This is a genomic window from Comamonas sp. C24C, assembly GCF_053345995.1.
Window position 1 is genome coordinate 221574 of record NZ_JBKFBC010000003.1, and the last position, 15080, is coordinate 236653.

Sequence of the window (15080 nt, forward strand, 5' to 3'; positions counted from 1 at the left end):
CGCAAAAACTATGCAAGACTGGAACCCTGCGCTGTATCTGTGCTTTGCCAATGAGCGCACCCGCCCTGCGGCAGAACTGCTGGCAAGAGTACCTTCCAGCTTGCATTCACCCGCTCGCAGCCTCCACATCGTGGATCTGGGCTGCGGGCCGGGCAACTCCACCGAACTTCTGGTGGAGCGTTTTCCCGGCGCCGATGTGCTCGGTGTCGACAATTCCGAAGCCATGCTGGAGACTGCGCGAAAGCAGTTGCCGCAGGCCAGGTTCGAGGCCGGTGACATTGCCTCCTGGGCACCTGCTGAAGGTGAGCCAGCGCCTGATCTGATTTATGCAAATGCCTCCATCCAGTGGGTGGGCGAGCATGAGAGCCTGATTCCCCGTCTGTTTTCGCTGCTGGCGCCCGGTGGCGTGCTGGCAGTGCAGATGCCTGACAATCGTCAGGAACCCTCGCACCGAAACATGCGCGAAGTCGCGCAGCTGCCCCGGTTCGCGGCGCACATCGGGAATGCAAGCAAGGTGCGTACCGAGATTTTGCCCATAGGGGTCTATTACGACCTGCTGGCAGCGCCCCAGCCGGCAGCTCCCACCAATGAGGCTGCGAGCGTCGATGTGTGGCACACCGTCTACCAGCATCCCATGGACTCGGCAGCAGCGATTGTGCAGTGGCTCAGCAGCACGGGCCTCAAGCCTTTCGTGGAAGGTTTGCCCCAGGAGCTGCAGGCTGAGTATCTGACTGAGTATCAAAACCGCATCGATGCGGCTTATCCGGAGCGAGCCGACGGCAAGCGTCTGCTGGCTTTCCCCCGACTTTTCATGGTGGCTCAGCGCAAGTCATGACGAAAGAACTGGTTCATCCCGCCACCGTGCTGCTCGATGCTCAGGGTGGCGCGCAGCGTCTGCCGATCTGCGACCACTACAGCGGCGTGGAAGCACGCATGCGCAAAAGCCTGCAGCTGCAGGCCGAGATGATGCAGGAGTTCGGCACCTGCGTGTTCGACGTGACACTGGACTGCGAGGACGGCGCTCCCGTCGGCCAGGAGGCCGCGCATGCCGCCCTGGTCGTCGAGCTGGCGAACGGCGCTGCGGCAGGCGCGCGTGTGGCCGCCCGGGTGCATGCGGTGGACCATGCACATTTTCAGGCTGACATGGACATCATCGCCGGTGGAGCCGCAGGCCGGCTCTGCCACATCATGATTCCCAAGGTGGAGTCGGTGGATGACGTCATCAAGGCTGAAGCAGCGCTGCAGCGTGCGACAGACAAGCCTGTGCCGCTGCATGCCCTGATAGAGTCGCCCGCTGCCGTGCAGCAGGCCTTCGACATCGCCGCACATCGGGCCGTGCAGAGCATCTCCTTCGGCCTGATGGACTTTGTCTCGGCCCATGGCGGCGCCATTCCTGCCTCGGCCATGACGGCCCAGGGCCAGTTCGAGCATCCGCTGGTAGTGCGCGCCAAGCTCGAGATCGCGGCGGCCTGCCATGCCCACGGCAAGGTGCCGTCGCACTGCGTGGTCACCGAATTCAAGAATCCTGAAGCTTTGCAGGCTTGTGCGCAAAAAGCCTCGCGGGAGCTTGGCTACACACGCATGTGGAGTATCCATCCCGACCAGATTCGACCTATCCTGCGTGCTTTTTCTCCTGCCGAGGATGAAGTCAGGCAGGCGGCACAAATACTTACCTCTGCAGCGGTGCAGAATTGGGCGCCCATCAGTTTTGGTGGTGTACTACACGACCGCGCGAGCTACCGCTATTTCTGGCAGTTGCTGGAGCGCGCTCACCAGACGGGGCAGGTCTTGCCGGTTGAGGTTCAACCCTGGTTTGCCCTGGCTCCAACCCATTGAACTCATAACAAGTCTGCAGGAGCTAAATCCTATGAAGACCCTGATCGCCACTTTGATGATTGCCGCTCCCCTGGTCGCAATCAGCCACTCCGCTGTGGCACAAACCGCTCCCAAGGCCAAGGCCGCCGCTGCCAAGAAGGCTCCCGCTGCCAAGAAGGCACCTGCCAAGGGCAAGGCCGCCGCTGCGGCTGCCGCTGGCGCGGGCGCTGCTGCCGTGGCCGCCGGCCCGGCTTCCGCAGCCCTGGGCACGGAAGAGCTGGCCGTGGCCGAGCGCGTGCACAAGGGCCGCATTGCCTGCGAGCTCGGTGCCTATGTGAATGTGAACGCCGACACCGCCAACCCCGGTTACTTCATCGTGGACGGCCGCGGCTTCAAGTACCACATGGCTCCCGTCAAGACTTCCACGGGCACGGTGCGCCTGGAAGACAAGGCGGCCGGTGCCGTGTGGCTGCAGATCGCCAACAAGTCCATGCTGATGAACCAGAAGGCCGGTCAGCGTCTTGCGGATGAATGCATGAGCCCCGAGCAGCAGCAAGTGGCCGAAGCGATCCGCAAGAACCCACCTCCCAGCCTGCTGGACAGCAAATAAGTCTGGCGAGGCTGAGGGCTGGCGTATCGCACATGCGCCAGCCCTGTAATTCGCGCTCCACGCGCAGCCTTTTTTAAAAAACCATTGGAGAGAACCCATGTTGAAAGCCTACCGTGACCATGTGGCAGAACGCGCCGCACTGGGCATCCCCCCGTTGCCCCTGGATGCCAAGCAGGTCGCCGAGCTGATCGAGCTGATCAAGAACCCACCCGCTGGTGAAGACGCGTTCCTGATGGATCTGCTGACCCATCGCGTGCCGCCCGGTGTGGATGATGCAGCCAAGGTCAAGGCTTCCTTCCTGGCTGCCGTGGCTCACGGTGACCTGAAGGTGGGTCTCATCTCCAAGGCCAAGGCCACCGAGCTGCTGGGCACCATGGTGGGTGGCTACAACGTGCACCCCCTGATCGAGCTGCTGGACGATGCCGAAGTGGCTGGCGTGGCTGCCGATGCGTTGAAGAAGACACTGCTGATGTTCGACTTCTTCAACGACGTGGCCGACAAGGCCAAGGCCGGCAATGCCAAGGCCAAGGAAGTGATGCAAAGCTGGGCCGATGCCGAGTGGTTTACTTCGCGTCCCAAGGTCGAGGAAAAGATCACCGTCACCGTCTTCAAGGTGCCTGGCGAGACCAACACCGACGACCTGTCGCCCGCTCCCGATGCCTGGAGCCGTCCCGACATTCCTCTGCACTACCTGGCCATGCTCAAGAACACGCGTCCCGACGCGGCGTTCAAGCCCGAAGAAGACGGCAAGCGCGGCCCCATGCAGTTCATCGAAGACCTGAAGAAGAAGGGCCACCTGGTTGCCTACGTGGGTGACGTGGTCGGTACCGGTTCTTCGCGCAAGTCCGCCACCAACTCCATCATCTGGGGTACGGGCGTGGACATTCCCTTTGTTCCCAACAAGCGCTTTGGCGGCGTGACGCTGGGCGGCAAGATCGCTCCCATCTTCTTCAACACGCAGGAAGACTCCGGCGCTCTGCCCATCGAAGTCGATGTCTCCAAGCTGGAAATGGGCGACGTGATCGACGTGCTGCCCTACGCCGGCAAGATCGTCAAGAACGGCGAAACCGTGGCTGACTTCCAGCTCAAGTCCGACGTGCTGCTGGACGAAGTGCAAGCCGGCGGCCGTATCAACCTGATCATCGGCCGTTCGCTGACCGCCAAGGCTCGCGAAGCCCTGGGTCTGCCCGCATCCACCGAGTTCCGCCTGCCCCAGGCTCCTGCTGCTTCTAACGCTGGCTTCACGCTGGCTCAGAAGATGGTCGGCCGCGCCTGCGGTCTGCCCGAAGGCCAGGGCGTGCGCCCCGGTACTTACTGCGAGCCTCGCATGACCACCGTCGGTTCGCAGGACACCACCGGCCCCATGACTCGCGACGAGCTCAAGGATCTGGCCTGCCTGGGCTTCTCCGCCGATATGGTGATGCAGTCCTTCTGCCACACAGCGGCTTATCCCAAGCCCGTGGACGTGAAGACCCACCGTGAACTGCCCAACTTCATCAGCAACCGCGGCGGCGTGGCCCTGCGTCCTGGTGACGGCGTGATCCACAGCTGGCTCAACCGTCTGCTGCTGCCCGACACCGTGGGTACCGGTGGCGACTCGCACACCCGTTTCCCCATCGGCATCTCCTTCCCCGCAGGCTCCGGTCTGGTGGCCTTCGGTGCCGCTACCGGCGTGATGCCTCTGGACATGCCCGAATCCGTGCTGGTGCGCTTCAAGGGCGAGATGCAGCCTGGCGTGACCCTGCGCGATCTGGTGCACGCAATTCCTCTGTACGGTATCAAGCAAGGTCTGCTGACCGTTGCCAAGGCCGGCAAGATCAACGAATTCTCGGGTCGCATCCTGGAAATCGAAGGTCTGCCAGATCTGAAGGTTGAACAAGCGTTCGAGCTGTCTGACGCTTCTGCCGAGCGCTCTGCCGCCGGTTGCACGATCAAGCTGAACCCTGAGCCCATCAAGGAATACCTGACATCGAACATCGTTCTGATGAAGAACATGATCGCTGACGGTTACTCCGATGCCAAGACTCTGCAGCGCCGTATCGAAAAGGTCGAAGCCTGGCTGGCCAAGCCCGATCTGCTGGAAGCCGACAAGAACGCTGAGTACGCTCACGTCATCGAAATCGACATGTCCGAGATCAAGGAACCCATCGTTTGCTGCCCGAACGATCCTGATGATGCCAAGACCCTGTCTGACGTGGCCGGCGCCAAGATCGACGAAGCCTTCATCGGTTCCTGCATGACCAACATCGGTCACTTCCGCGCTGCAGCCAAGCTGCTGGGCGGCCAGCGTGACATCCCCGTCAAGCTGTGGGTGGCTCCTCCCACCAAGATGGACCAGGACGAGCTGATCAAGGAAGGTCACTACTCTGCCTTCGGTACTGCTGGTGCACGTACCGAAATGCCCGGCTGCTCGCTGTGCATGGGTAACCAGGCTCAAGTGCGTGAAGGTGCGACTGTCATCTCGACTTCCACTCGTAACTTCCCCAACCGTCTGGGCAAGAACACCAACGTGTATCTGGGCTCGGCCGAGCTGGCAGCCATCGCTTCGCGTCTGGGCTACCTGCCTTCCAAGGAAGAGTACCTGAAGGAAATGGGCGTGATCGATGCCGACAAGGCCTCCGTCTACCGCTACATGAACTTCAACGAAATCGCCGAGTACGCTGAAGTGGCGGCCAAGATCTAAGCGCTCTGGCGCCAGATGACAGGGCCTTCAGGGGCCCGCCCCCAAAGCCCGCAGGATGCAAGTCCTGCGGGCTTTTTGCTTTTCAGGCCGTGCGCCGGGCCTGCAGCCGCTGCAGCGCCTGCTGTGTCTCGGCATTTGCGGGAAAGAACGATTCGACGGCCAGCTCCTGCAGCGTCACGTCCACGGGCGTGCCGAAGATGGTGATGGTGCTGATGAAGCTCAGAGTGCCCAGATCGGTGTGCAGCTCGAAAGGCACGGCGATATGGCTGGCGACCGGGCTGGCAGCAGCGCCATGGGCCGCGAACGGGTAGGCCGCAATCTCGTCATGAAGCGCCTGCAGCTCGCCGTCCGCAGAGGCCGATATCTGCTGCTGCAGGCGATGCAGCAGATGGGCTCGCCATTGACCGGCATTGGCCAGACGCGGGCCCAGTCCCTCGGGGTGCAGGCTCAGGCGCAACACATTCACCGGAGGCTCCAGCAGCCAGGGCGCCACGCCATCCAGCAGCAGCGGCACGACGGCATTGGCGGCCACCAGGTTCCAGTGTCTGTCCACGGCCAGCGCCGGGCTGGGCTCGTGGCCCTTGAGCACCAGCTCCACGGCCTGGCGCGCGGCGGCCAGATCGGGGTGGTCCAGCGGGCGGGCCTGGTACATGGGCGCAAAGCCCGCCGCCACCAGCAATGCATTGCGCTCGCGCAGCGGCACCGACAGGCGCTCGGCCAGGCGCAGCACCATCTCGCGGCTGGGCTGGGCGCGCCCTGTTTCCACATAGCTCAGGTGGCGCGTCGAGATCTCGGCCTCCAGCGCCAGCCCTTGCTGGCTCAGCCGACGGTGCTGGCGCCAGTGGCGCAGGTGTTCGCCGAACGGCGCGCGTGCGCCGGGCGGCAGGTGAGCGGCATGAAAAGAAGAGGGGGCGGTGCTGGAAGTCATGGTCGCATCGTAGTGGCAGGCCGCACATGCGGCCATGACCTGCGAGGTTATCGACGCTGTGCGCGCGGCTGGCAATCATGGACCCCAGCAGCCGGCACAGGGCCGGCCGCAAGAACTTGCTTTCAGAACAGGAGTCTTCCATGTCCCTCTTTGCTTCTCCCCGTTTTCTGCGTCTTGTGATGTGGGCCGATACGGCCTCCTGTGCCGCCACGGGCGCACTGCAACTGGCCCTGCAGCGACCGCTGGCCGATCTGACGGGGCTGCCGCCTTTGCTGCTGACGGCAACAGGCCTTTTCTTGCTGGCCTATGCATCGGCCGCTGCCTGGATGGCGCGTCGCCAGCCCCTGCCGCGCACGCTGATCGGTCTGGTGGCTCTCGGCAATCTGGGCTGGGCACTGGGCTGCGCGGTCCTGGTGTTTGGCTCCGGCCTGGCGCTCAGTGCCTGGGGGCTGGCCTGGGTGGCGGCGCAGGCGATCGTGGTGCTGGTCCTGGCCGATCTGCAGTGGGCAGGGCTGCGTGCCACGCGCCATCAGGCCCGGCAGGAGGCGCAGCTTGTGCTTTGAGTGGTGCAGAAAAAGATAGCGCCTAGCGCCTGTGATTTATTGAATGTAGGCTGATTCGTTGCTGAAAACATGGATTGGCAGGCGCTACAAGCTATGCTTTTCGTTATATCCGCCATGTGTCCGGGCGGATAAGCGGGCCGAGGGAGGCAGAGATAATTCCGTACCGCGTAAAATTCACGGTTGCGCCGCGCTGGCGTACTCTTCGCAACCATGGGTTCCCTCGCCCCCATCGACCAAAAAGGACTGTCATGACATCCGCTCATGCCGTGCAGACGCAAGCGTCGCGCGTGCCGTTTTACCTCTCCGTTCTCGTAGCGTTCCATATCGCGCTGGTCATCGCCAGCAACTACCTGGTGCAACTGCCCATCACGCTGCTGGGCTTTCACAGCACCTGGGGCGCCTTCAGCTTCCCCTTCATCTTTCTGGCCACCGACCTGACGGTGCGCCTGATCGGCAAGACCGCGGCGCGGCGCGTCATCATGCGTGCCATGCTGCCCGCGCTGGTGGTGTCCTATGTGGTGGGCGTGCTGTTCCACGAAGGCCGCTTCAATGGCTGGGAGGCGCTGCAAAGCTTCAACGGCTTTGTGTTCCGCATCGCACTGGCCAGCTTTGCCGCCTATGTGCTGGGTCAGTTGCTGGATATTCAGGTCTTCGACCGCATCCGCCAGAAAAGCCATTCCTGGTGGCTGGCTCCTGCGGCCGCGTCGGTGTTCGGCCAGGTGCTGGACACCGCGGCCTTTTTCTCCATCGCCTTCTGGAATAGCTCCGATGCCTTCATGGCGGCCAACTGGGTGGAAATCGCCATGGTCGACTATGTCATCAAGCTGGGCGTGAGCCTGCTGCTGTTTGTTCCCGCCTATGGCGTGGTGCTGGCGGCCATCGTGCGCAGCATGAAGGTGCAGGTCGCGCCCGCAGCGGCGATGCGCTGAGCGGGTTGCGGGCAGTCGGCCTTGGTCGACTGTCCATTGCCCTGTTTGACGCAGGGCCGCATCTTGCGCCCATGAGAGTCTCGAACCCCCCGGGTTGTCCCGCCCGGGGCTGTCCCGCCTGGGGTTGACCTATCCGATGCGGCTTGCACTTGGATCTTGTGTTTGGTCAACGAGTCAATAGGGGTACTCCTTAAGAATAACCATGCAGCCGGCATTGGTGCATGTCTTTGATGTGCCGGTGCTGAGGGCTCAGCGGTATCGCGTCCCTCAGCAGGCTGCGCAAGAAAAGGAGTTCCCGATGAAAAACAAGCCCACCTCCAGCCAGCACTTCAGGAGATTCGTGCTGGGTGCCGTATCCGCTGCCGCCATGATGGCCGGCACTCTCGCATCGGCTCAGGAACCCGTGCAGCCCATCAAGGTGCACCGGGTCACGGAGCCCGCCAAGGTCGAACTCGGCAAGAAGCTCTTCTTCGATCCACGGCTGTCGCGCTCCGGCTTCATCTCCTGCAACTCATGCCACAACCTGAGCATGGGCGGTTCGGACAATATCAAGACCTCGATCGGCGACAAATGGCAAAAAGGCCCCATCAATTCGCCGACGGTGCTCAACTCCAGCCTGAACCTTGCCCAGTTCTGGGACGGGCGTGCCAAGAACCTGCGCGAGCAGGCGGGCGGCCCTATCGCCAACCCCGGCGAAATGGCCTTCACGCATGATCTGGCCGTGGACATGCTGCGCTCCATTCCGCAATATGTGGCCGAATTCAAGAGCGTGTTCGGCAGCAACAAGCTGACCATAGAGGAGGTGACCGCAGCGATTGCGGCCTTCGAGGAAACGCTGGTCACGCCCCATGCGCGCTTCGACCGATGGCTTGAGGGCGATACGAAAGCCATCAGCGCCCAGGAGCTGCGCGGCTATCAGCTGTTCAAGAACTCGGGTTGCGTGGCCTGCCACAACGGCGTGAACTTTGGGGGGGCCTCGTTTCAGAAGATGGGTCTGGTCGAACCCTACAAGACCGACAATCCGGCAGAGGGGCGCGCTGCCGTCACGGGCAACGATGCGGAGCGCTTCAGCTTCAAGGTTCCGACGCTGCGCAATGTGGAGCTGACCTATCCCTACTTCCACGACGGTGCGGCTGACACCCTGGCACAGGCAGTGGACACCATGGGCCGCATCCAGCTGGGCAAGAAGTTCAGCAAGAGCGAGAACGCCGACATCGTCGCGTTCCTGAAGTCGCTGACCGGCGAGCAGCCCAAGCTGGTGCTGCCCATACTGCCGCCTTCCAGCGATGCCACCAAGCGGCCCCAGCCCTTCGAGTGAGCCCGGCTTGCCGGCTTTGGCTGCCGCCCGCCATGGGCGGTGGTGATCGTCGCCGAGCTCGTCTCCTGCCCATGAAAAAGGCCGTCTTCAAGGACGGCCTTTGTCTTTCTGCGCGCAGCGCCGCAGAGGCTCAGGTCTGGCTCTGCAGATAGTTCTGCAGCCCGATCTTGTCGATCAGACCCAGCTGCTTTTCCAGCCAGTAGGCGTGGTCTTCCTCGGTATCGTGCAACTGGGTCAGCAGGATGTCGCGGCTCACATAGTCGCGGTGCTGCTCGCACAGCGCCACGCCTTGCTGCAGGCCGGCGCGCACCTCGTATTCGGTGTCCAGATCCTTGCGCAGCATCTCGGGCACGGTTTCGCCAGGCGTGAATTCCTTGGGGCGCATGTCGGGGCGGCCGCCCAGCATCAGAATGCGGCGCAGCAGCGCGTCGGCGTGCTGGGTTTCCTCCTGCATCTCATGGTCCAGACGCGTGAACAGCTTGGCAAAGCCCTGGTCTTCATAGATGCGCGAGTGTGCGAAGTACTGGTCGCGCGCTGCGAGCTCGCCGCGCAGCAGGTCCTTGAGGTAGTCGACGACGTCGGGATGGCCTTGCATATTTGTTGTTCTCGGTGAATTTGCGAAGCTTGGAGTATCCCGCGACCGGCCTCGGGAATCAAAGTCAGCTATCAATTCCCGAGCGCAAGCGCTCTGGATGCGGGCTGTAAGCAGATGCATTCGCATTGCTGACACCGTGCAGGCCCCATTTGCCCGCAAGCCCTTGTGCGTGATCTCCGCCCCGGGTCACCGGCGAGAAGGCCAGACCTGCATTTTCAATATGCCGCCAAAGCAGACGATGGCCTGCACAAAGGAATGCTTCTGGCGCCTGTGCACACTCCTCACAATGGCCGGCATGACTTCCACAAGCTCCAGCGCCAAGTTTGATCTCTCCAGATCCATTGAATATGCAACGCAAAGTCGTATTGCCCTTGCCGGCTACGACGCCTGCCACGAGCTTGCCGCCTGCCTGCTTTCGGCCCACCTGGGCCACGATGCAAAGTCGGTTCTTGTCGCGGGAGCCGGGGGAACAGGTCAGGAAATCCTGTGCGCCGCAAAACTGGAGCCGGCCTGGACCTTTGTGGCCGCCGATCCGGCTGTCGCAATGCTCGAACAGGCGATGACAGGCATCGAGGCCGCAGGCCTGTCCGGACGCACCACAGTCTTCCACGGTACGGTCGAGGAGCTTCCCGATGGCGATGGCTTCGATGCCGCAACCCTGGTCGGAGTACTGCATCACATTCCCGAGCAGGATCGCAAGGACGCGCTCTTGCGAGAGCTCGGCCGCCGCTTGAAACCGGGCGGGCCGCTGATCCTGGCCTGCAACCGGTGCCCCTACGAATCCCAGCCGCTGTTCCTTGAAGCCTGGGCTGCACGCTGGCGCATGGCCGGTGCCGATGAGGCGGAGGTCGTCGCAAGGCTGGGCAAAATCCGCCAGGGAGCCGTACCGCCGCTTTCCGAGGCCGCAGTGGAAGCGATGCTGGCCAACGCGGGCTTCGTCAATCCGCTGCGCTTTTTCTCAAGCCTGTTCTGGAGTGCATGGATCACCTTCAAGGCGCAATAGGAACCTGCCTGGAGAGCAGGCAGGTTCGGCCCGAGGTCGCCTGCCAGTTGCCAGGCTCCTGGTAACGCGAGCCGACCCAAGCCGTCCACGGCATCAGCAATGGGGTAAGGTTGTCGACTTTGCAAAGCCTGCCCCCATGTCCAGTCTCGAAACACAGCTTGATCACATTCGCACCGGAAAGATGTACAACGATCTGACGCCGGAGCTGGTGGGCGCACGGCAGCATGCGGTGCTGCTGAGCAACGAGTACAACGACTCCTTCTCGGAACCTGCGCCTGTGCGTGAGGCGATACTTCGCCGCCTTCTGGGTTCCGCAGGCCTGAACGTGCATTTCGAACCGCGCTTTCGTTGCGAGTTTGGCCGGAACATCCACATTGGCAATAACTTCTATGCCAACTTCGATTGCATCATGCTGGATGGCGGAGGAATCTTCATCGGCAACGATGTTCTGCTGGCACCACGTGTTGGCATCTATACCTCCAACCATGCCATCGATCCGGCCGAACGTGCGGCGGGCGGCTGTTTTGCAAAACCCGTGACGATCGGCAACCGCGTGTGGATAGGCGCTGGGGTGCATATCAATCCCGGCGTGACGATCGGTGACGATTCCATCATCGGCTCGGGCAGTGTGCTGACCTCCGATATTCCTGCAGGGGTTGTGGCCGCAGGCATTCCCTGCAAGGTTCTTCGGGCCATTTCCCCAAAGGACAAGACGGGCTTTGTCAACGAGGCCCCGCATCCCGGCCAGGCCTTCTAGGTAATGCGTGCCTGCGATCGCTGGCGCAGGCGGCGGGAGATGGTCGAGTCGGCCCAGTACTTGCGGCTGGCGGTCGTTATTTCAAATAATGAGAAAATTCCTCCCGAGGTTCGCCCATGAAGGACTGCCCTGCGGCGTCTGTGCCCATGGCTCTGGTCACCGCTGGCGGGCGCAGCGGCTGCTCCAGTCTGGCTGCCTTGCCAAAGCTTGCATCGAGAGACCGGCAGGTGCCTCGCGGCGTGCAAATCTCATTCTTACCTGGGTTTGCAGGGGGCTGTTGCGGGCCCGAAACGACAAACCTGCTCGGTCAACCCTGTCTGTGTAGCGAATCTTGATCTCGATTCTCCGCGTCGTAGCGCTGGCCCTGGACCAGCTGGAAGTGGCGGTTTGCGTCTTTGATGCGAACGACAGAACCCAGCTGTGGAACGATACCTTTCTGCAGTTCTTCCCCGAGCATGCCGGGCATGTATATGCCGGTGAAGCCTATAGCGAGAATCTGCGGCGTTTCTATCTGCAAAGGCTTTCGGCGCAGGAGCTGCCATGCATGGAGCGCTACATCGAAGAGGGCATCCAGCGACATCACAACCAGCAGCGTGCGTTCGAGTTCGACCACCATGACTATCGCGTCCGGGCCGCCTCTCTTGCCCTGGGGCCTCTGGGCCGGATCAGACTGTGGCGCAAGACCGCTCCCTTGCTCACGGGGATGCAGGACCGGATCAATCCCAAGCAGGCGCGACGGCCTCGGCAGATTTCGGAGGATACGGCACTGGCCCTGGAAAGTCTGGCGGATGGCATCCTGATGGTCGATGAGCAGGACAGGGCGGTCTGGGCCAATCACTCCTTTCTGGTGCTCTATGGCTTGACGGACATCGAGTGTCTTGGCGCGCGCATGTTTGAAGATATCTATGCGCAGTCATGGGCGCACGAGCAGCCGACCACGGACTATGCAACAGGGCTTTCGGTTCTCACGGAGCGGCAACGGTTTTCAGGGGCTCCTTATGTGCTGGCCCTGCCTCAGGACCGCTGGGTGCGCGTGGTGGAGCTGCGCGGGACCCAGGCCAACGGTTGCAGCTTTTTTTCGCATGTCGACATCACCGCGTCACGGCGGCAGCAGGAAGAGCTGAGGCAGCTGACCTTGCACCTGGAGTCCCTGGCCGTGAAGGATGCTTTGACAGGCTTGGTGAACCGCAGACGGTTCGATGAGGTGCTGGAGTCGGAGTGGCGCAGAGCACATCGGTCGGAGACCGCACTTTCGCTGCTTCTGTTGGATGTCGACCATTTCAAGCAGCTCAACGACAGCTTTGGGCACCCGTTCGGCGATGAGGTGCTCAAGTGTTTCGCCGGCCTGCTGGCGCACTGCGTCCAGCGCGCAGGTAGCCTGGTTTCCCGTTATGGGGGCGAGGAATTCGCCATTTTGTTGCCTGGCACCGGTCTGTCCGGCGCGGCCAGGCTCGCCGAATTCATCCGGCAACAGGTCGAGGCCCTGTCGCTAGGCAATGAGCAAACCGGATTGGTGCAGATCACCATCAGCGTGGGAGTCGCATGCGCAAGTGGTGCTGCACTGGATTCCTCCTGCTCCAGCCTCATCGACATGGCGGACAGGGCCTTGTATGAAGCCAAACGAAAAGGCCGCAACAGCGTCTGCTTGGCCGGTGTTTGATCTCCAATCAGCGCCCTGCGCTGGCGGAGCGCTTTGGATAGGCTCGGTAGGCTCACAGCTGTCCATTTCAGCCATCGGCATGATCGCGGCTGCAGTTCAGGTGCCAAAGCGGCTGACCAAAGCGCGCTCGGATCAGGACAACAGTCCTAGTTGCCGGAGCCGACTCTGGAGAATCGCTGCTCCAGCATCTGTTTTCCCCACTGATCGCCCACCCACTCTTCAACACACTTGAAGCCATATGACTCATACAGATGGCGAGCCGCAGAGAGCCCGCTGAACGTCCAAAGCTGGGTTTCGCGAAACTTCTGCTGGTCGACAAATTCGAGCGCAGCATTCAGCAGTCGTCTCCCCGCACCGCTGCCCCTCACGCTGTCATCGACGATAAACCACCTCAGGTGTGCAATGCCGGGTTCGAGGTCTTCGCCGTCAATGGCGACCGAGCCAATGATTTCTCCTTCATGGATGGCCGTCCAGATCCGGTTCCGTGAGTGGTTCAAGCGATTTGAGAACTCGGCCAGGCCCGCGGCAACAACGGATTCAAAACGCTGGCCCAACCCGGCTTCACGAGAGTAGTACTGCGCATGCATCTGGGTGATGCGAGCAATGATTCCCGGCTGATAGCCGCTTGCGAGCTCCACGACCGGCTTTTCCTTGTCGCCTTGAATCCGGGACGACAGTGCAGCGCTGTAAAGCTGCAATCCCTTCGAGACGGTGTGCTTCTGTCCCGGGTTCAATCGTTCCAGGGCATGCGTGACCTGTGCGCGAGCATGTGCATGAATGGATTCGACGCGTAACCTGCCCGCAGGGGTCAGCGACAGCTGCTTGAGCCGGCTGTCGTGGAGGTCCGGTGACTCGCTGATATCGCCGGCTTCCACCAGTTTGCGCAGCATCCGGCTGACGCTGGATTTTTCCAGTCGAAGCATTGCCCCAAGATCCTTGGCGTTGACATTGCCTTCTTCAATTTCAAGAAGCGCATGCACGGCGGACGGGGAGAGGTCTGCGCCTGCAATGCTTTCACCCATGAAGCCCCAATCACGCGCCATGGAGCGTGAGTAAGCGCGTATCTGCTCGACTAGAGACGGTTCGTTTGCCATAGATATCTCCAAATGGTTGCATGATACAACCATTTGGTCAGCAGGAAGTTTTGTCGAAGTCGCGCAGGCAATACGCAGGGCGCTGAATCCTGCAAGGCGGATGGTTGGGACGCCCATGGCATGAGCCCGGTTTCGCGAAGCTCTTTCGTCTGAAGTGTCTGAAGCCCTGGTGGCCGCGCTGCCCATGGCGCAGCCGTGACGCACGCGCCGCTTTCCGGGGTTCAGGATCCCAGCCGTGCGCGGTAAATGCCGGGTGTTTCTCCGAACTCGCGCTTGAACAACTGGATAAAGGCACTGGGGCTGGCCCAGCCCAGATCGAGTGCGATATGGCTGACCGGCACGCCTTCGGCCAGCAGCTCCAGGGAGCGCAGCAGGCGAAGGCGCTGGCGCCAGGCGCTGAAACTGTAGCCGGTTTCCGCCACAAAGCGGCGGCTCAGCGTGCGGGTGCTCAGCGCTCCCCAGTCGGCCCAGGCCGTCAGATCCCGGGCATCGGCCGGGTTCTGGATCATTGCCTGGGCAATGCGCTGCACGCGCCAATCGCTGGGCAGGGGCAGGCCCAGGGCTTGCCTGGGCAGGTGGCGGATTTCGTCGAGCACCACACTAGATACGTTGTCGAGCTCGGGCGAGCGCAACGGCTGTGCCGGGTGAGTCCAGCTGGCCGCCAGGCGCAACACTGCTTCGCGCAGCAGGCCGGAGACACGCAAGGTGCAAGGCCTGGCGGGCAGATCGGCGCAGGCATGCTGGGCGATATAGGCGCTCCAGCCGTGGTAGGGCCCGAACGATCGGCCTGAGTGCCTGTGGTGGGGCGGCAGCCAGACGGCGTGGATGGCGGGAACGATCCAGACGCCGTCTTCCACGGTCACCGAGATCAGGCCGCGCAGGGAGCCAAACAGCTGGCCGCGCGCATGCTGATGCGCTTCGGAGGACAGCTCCTGCTCCTGCCAGCGAGTGGCCGCGATGATGACCGGGCCGGCGTCGTCATCCAGATGAGGTTGCAGTAATTCCAGCAGGTCGGACATTGCGAGATGGATGGCAGGCAGCCAATCAGTTTGGCGGATTTCCGCTATTCAATGGCTGAACAATTCTATAGCCGCCAGAGGGCTCTGCCTTAGGCTCGCTGCTCTT

Annotated in this window: 14 protein-coding genes; 10 read left to right on the top strand and 4 right to left on the bottom strand. The window is 62.1% G+C overall.

Translation table 11 applies throughout. The annotated features are described in order from the left end of the window. The first annotated feature begins 10 nt into the window (after window positions 1-10). From tam to acnB, 4 genes are all read left to right on the top strand, one after another. Complete coding sequence (tam, locus tag ACLBXN_RS07915) at window positions 11-835, top strand: trans-aconitate 2-methyltransferase (protein ID WP_447611752.1); 825 nt, start codon at window positions 11-13, stop codon at window positions 833-835. Beyond that, window positions 832-1836, top strand: coding sequence for an HpcH/HpaI aldolase/citrate lyase family protein (locus ACLBXN_RS07920; RefSeq protein WP_447611753.1), 1005 nt, complete (start codon window positions 832-834; stop codon window positions 1834-1836). The genes tam and ACLBXN_RS07920 overlap by 4 nt, the downstream gene beginning before the upstream one ends. A 31-nt stretch (window positions 1837-1867) precedes the next feature. After that, a complete protein-coding gene (locus tag ACLBXN_RS07925) occupies window positions 1868-2425 on the top strand; it encodes a hypothetical protein (protein ID WP_211458524.1) in 558 nt (185 codons plus the stop codon). Between the two features lie 97 nt (window positions 2426-2522). Next, window positions 2523-5108 carry a bifunctional aconitate hydratase 2/2-methylisocitrate dehydratase gene (gene acnB, locus ACLBXN_RS07930; protein ID WP_447611754.1) on the top strand — a complete coding sequence of 862 codons (2586 nt, stop codon included), beginning with the start codon at window positions 2523-2525 and terminating at the stop codon, window positions 5106-5108. 82 nt (window positions 5109-5190) lie between these two features. Here the strand turns inward: acnB and ACLBXN_RS07935 are convergent, their stop codons facing one another. Then, entirely contained in the window at window positions 5191-6036 is an 846-nt protein-coding gene (locus ACLBXN_RS07935) for a helix-turn-helix transcriptional regulator (protein ID WP_343678130.1), read from the bottom strand. Window positions 6037-6176: 140 nt separating this feature from the next. Between ACLBXN_RS07935 and ACLBXN_RS07940 the strand changes: the two genes are divergently transcribed. From ACLBXN_RS07940 to ACLBXN_RS07950, 3 genes are all read left to right on the top strand, one after another. Continuing rightward, window positions 6177-6599, top strand: coding sequence for a hypothetical protein (locus ACLBXN_RS07940; RefSeq protein ID WP_447611755.1), 423 nt, complete (start codon window positions 6177-6179; stop codon window positions 6597-6599). Between the two features lie 248 nt (window positions 6600-6847). Beyond that, entirely contained in the window at window positions 6848-7528 is a 681-nt protein-coding gene (locus ACLBXN_RS07945; RefSeq protein WP_003053226.1) for a 7-cyano-7-deazaguanine/7-aminomethyl-7-deazaguanine transporter, read from the top strand. 298 nt (window positions 7529-7826) lie between these two features. Then, window positions 7827-8846 carry a cytochrome-c peroxidase gene (locus ACLBXN_RS07950; protein WP_447611756.1) on the top strand — a complete coding sequence of 340 codons (1020 nt, stop codon included), beginning with the start codon at window positions 7827-7829 and terminating at the stop codon, window positions 8844-8846. Between the two features lie 130 nt (window positions 8847-8976). Here the strand turns inward: ACLBXN_RS07950 and bfr are convergent, their stop codons facing one another. Beyond that, on the bottom strand, window positions 8977-9441 hold the full coding sequence (gene bfr, locus ACLBXN_RS07955) for a bacterioferritin (protein ID WP_003053228.1): 465 nt from the start codon (window positions 9439-9441) through the stop codon (window positions 8977-8979). A gap of 295 nt (window positions 9442-9736) precedes the next feature. Here bfr and ACLBXN_RS07960 point away from each other — a divergent pair, with 295 nt between their 5' ends. The 3 genes from ACLBXN_RS07960 to ACLBXN_RS07970 all read left to right on the top strand — a co-directional run bounded on the left by ACLBXN_RS07960 (window position 9737) and on the right by ACLBXN_RS07970 (window position 12861). Next, a complete protein-coding gene (locus ACLBXN_RS07960) occupies window positions 9737-10444 on the top strand; it encodes a class I SAM-dependent methyltransferase (RefSeq protein ID WP_447611757.1) in 708 nt (235 codons plus the stop codon). Between the two features lie 136 nt (window positions 10445-10580). Further along, window positions 10581-11201 (top strand): sugar O-acetyltransferase, encoded by a 621-nt coding sequence (locus ACLBXN_RS07965; protein WP_447611758.1) that lies wholly within the window; start codon window positions 10581-10583, stop codon window positions 11199-11201. Between the two features lie 331 nt (window positions 11202-11532). Further along, window positions 11533-12861, top strand: coding sequence for a diguanylate cyclase (locus ACLBXN_RS07970; RefSeq protein ID WP_447611759.1), 1329 nt, complete (start codon window positions 11533-11535; stop codon window positions 12859-12861). A gap of 146 nt (window positions 12862-13007) precedes the next feature. On the opposite strand, the gene ACLBXN_RS07975 is transcribed toward ACLBXN_RS07970, so the two are convergent. Both ACLBXN_RS07975 and ACLBXN_RS07980 read right to left on the bottom strand, forming a co-directional pair. Next, window positions 13008-13955, bottom strand: a complete 948-nt coding sequence (locus tag ACLBXN_RS07975; protein WP_447611760.1) for a bifunctional helix-turn-helix transcriptional regulator/GNAT family N-acetyltransferase — start codon at window positions 13953-13955, stop codon at window positions 13008-13010. 221 nt (window positions 13956-14176) lie between these two features. After that, window positions 14177-14974 carry an AraC family transcriptional regulator gene (locus ACLBXN_RS07980; RefSeq protein WP_447611761.1) on the bottom strand — a complete coding sequence of 266 codons (798 nt, stop codon included), beginning with the start codon at window positions 14972-14974 and terminating at the stop codon, window positions 14177-14179. Between the last annotated feature and the right edge of the window lie 106 nt (window positions 14975-15080).

Bases quoted from the DNA above. Each gene is read 5' to 3' on its own strand.
- tam (WP_447611752.1), top strand. From the start codon at position 11: ATGCAAGACTGGAACCCTGCGCTGTATCTGTGCTTTGCCAATGAGCGC.
- ACLBXN_RS07920 (WP_447611753.1), top strand. From the start codon at position 832: ATGACGAAAGAACTGGTTCATCCCGCCACCGTGCTGCTCGATGCTCAG.
- ACLBXN_RS07925 (WP_211458524.1), top strand. From the start codon at position 1,868: ATGAAGACCCTGATCGCCACTTTGATGATTGCCGCTCCCCTGGTCGCA.
- acnB (WP_447611754.1), top strand. From the start codon at position 2,523: ATGTTGAAAGCCTACCGTGACCATGTGGCAGAACGCGCCGCACTGGGC.
- ACLBXN_RS07935 (WP_343678130.1), bottom strand. From the start codon at position 6,036: ATGACTTCCAGCACCGCCCCCTCTTCTTTTCATGCCGCTCACCTGCCG.
- ACLBXN_RS07940 (WP_447611755.1), top strand. From the start codon at position 6,177: ATGTCCCTCTTTGCTTCTCCCCGTTTTCTGCGTCTTGTGATGTGGGCC.
- ACLBXN_RS07945 (WP_003053226.1), top strand. From the start codon at position 6,848: ATGACATCCGCTCATGCCGTGCAGACGCAAGCGTCGCGCGTGCCGTTT.
- ACLBXN_RS07950 (WP_447611756.1), top strand. From the start codon at position 7,827: ATGAAAAACAAGCCCACCTCCAGCCAGCACTTCAGGAGATTCGTGCTG.
- bfr (WP_003053228.1), bottom strand. From the start codon at position 9,441: ATGCAAGGCCATCCCGACGTCGTCGACTACCTCAAGGACCTGCTGCGC.
- ACLBXN_RS07960 (WP_447611757.1), top strand. From the start codon at position 9,737: ATGACTTCCACAAGCTCCAGCGCCAAGTTTGATCTCTCCAGATCCATT.
- ACLBXN_RS07965 (WP_447611758.1), top strand. From the start codon at position 10,581: ATGTCCAGTCTCGAAACACAGCTTGATCACATTCGCACCGGAAAGATG.
- ACLBXN_RS07975 (WP_447611760.1), bottom strand. From the start codon at position 13,955: ATGGCAAACGAACCGTCTCTAGTCGAGCAGATACGCGCTTACTCACGC.
- ACLBXN_RS07980 (WP_447611761.1), bottom strand. From the start codon at position 14,974: ATGTCCGACCTGCTGGAATTACTGCAACCTCATCTGGATGACGACGCC.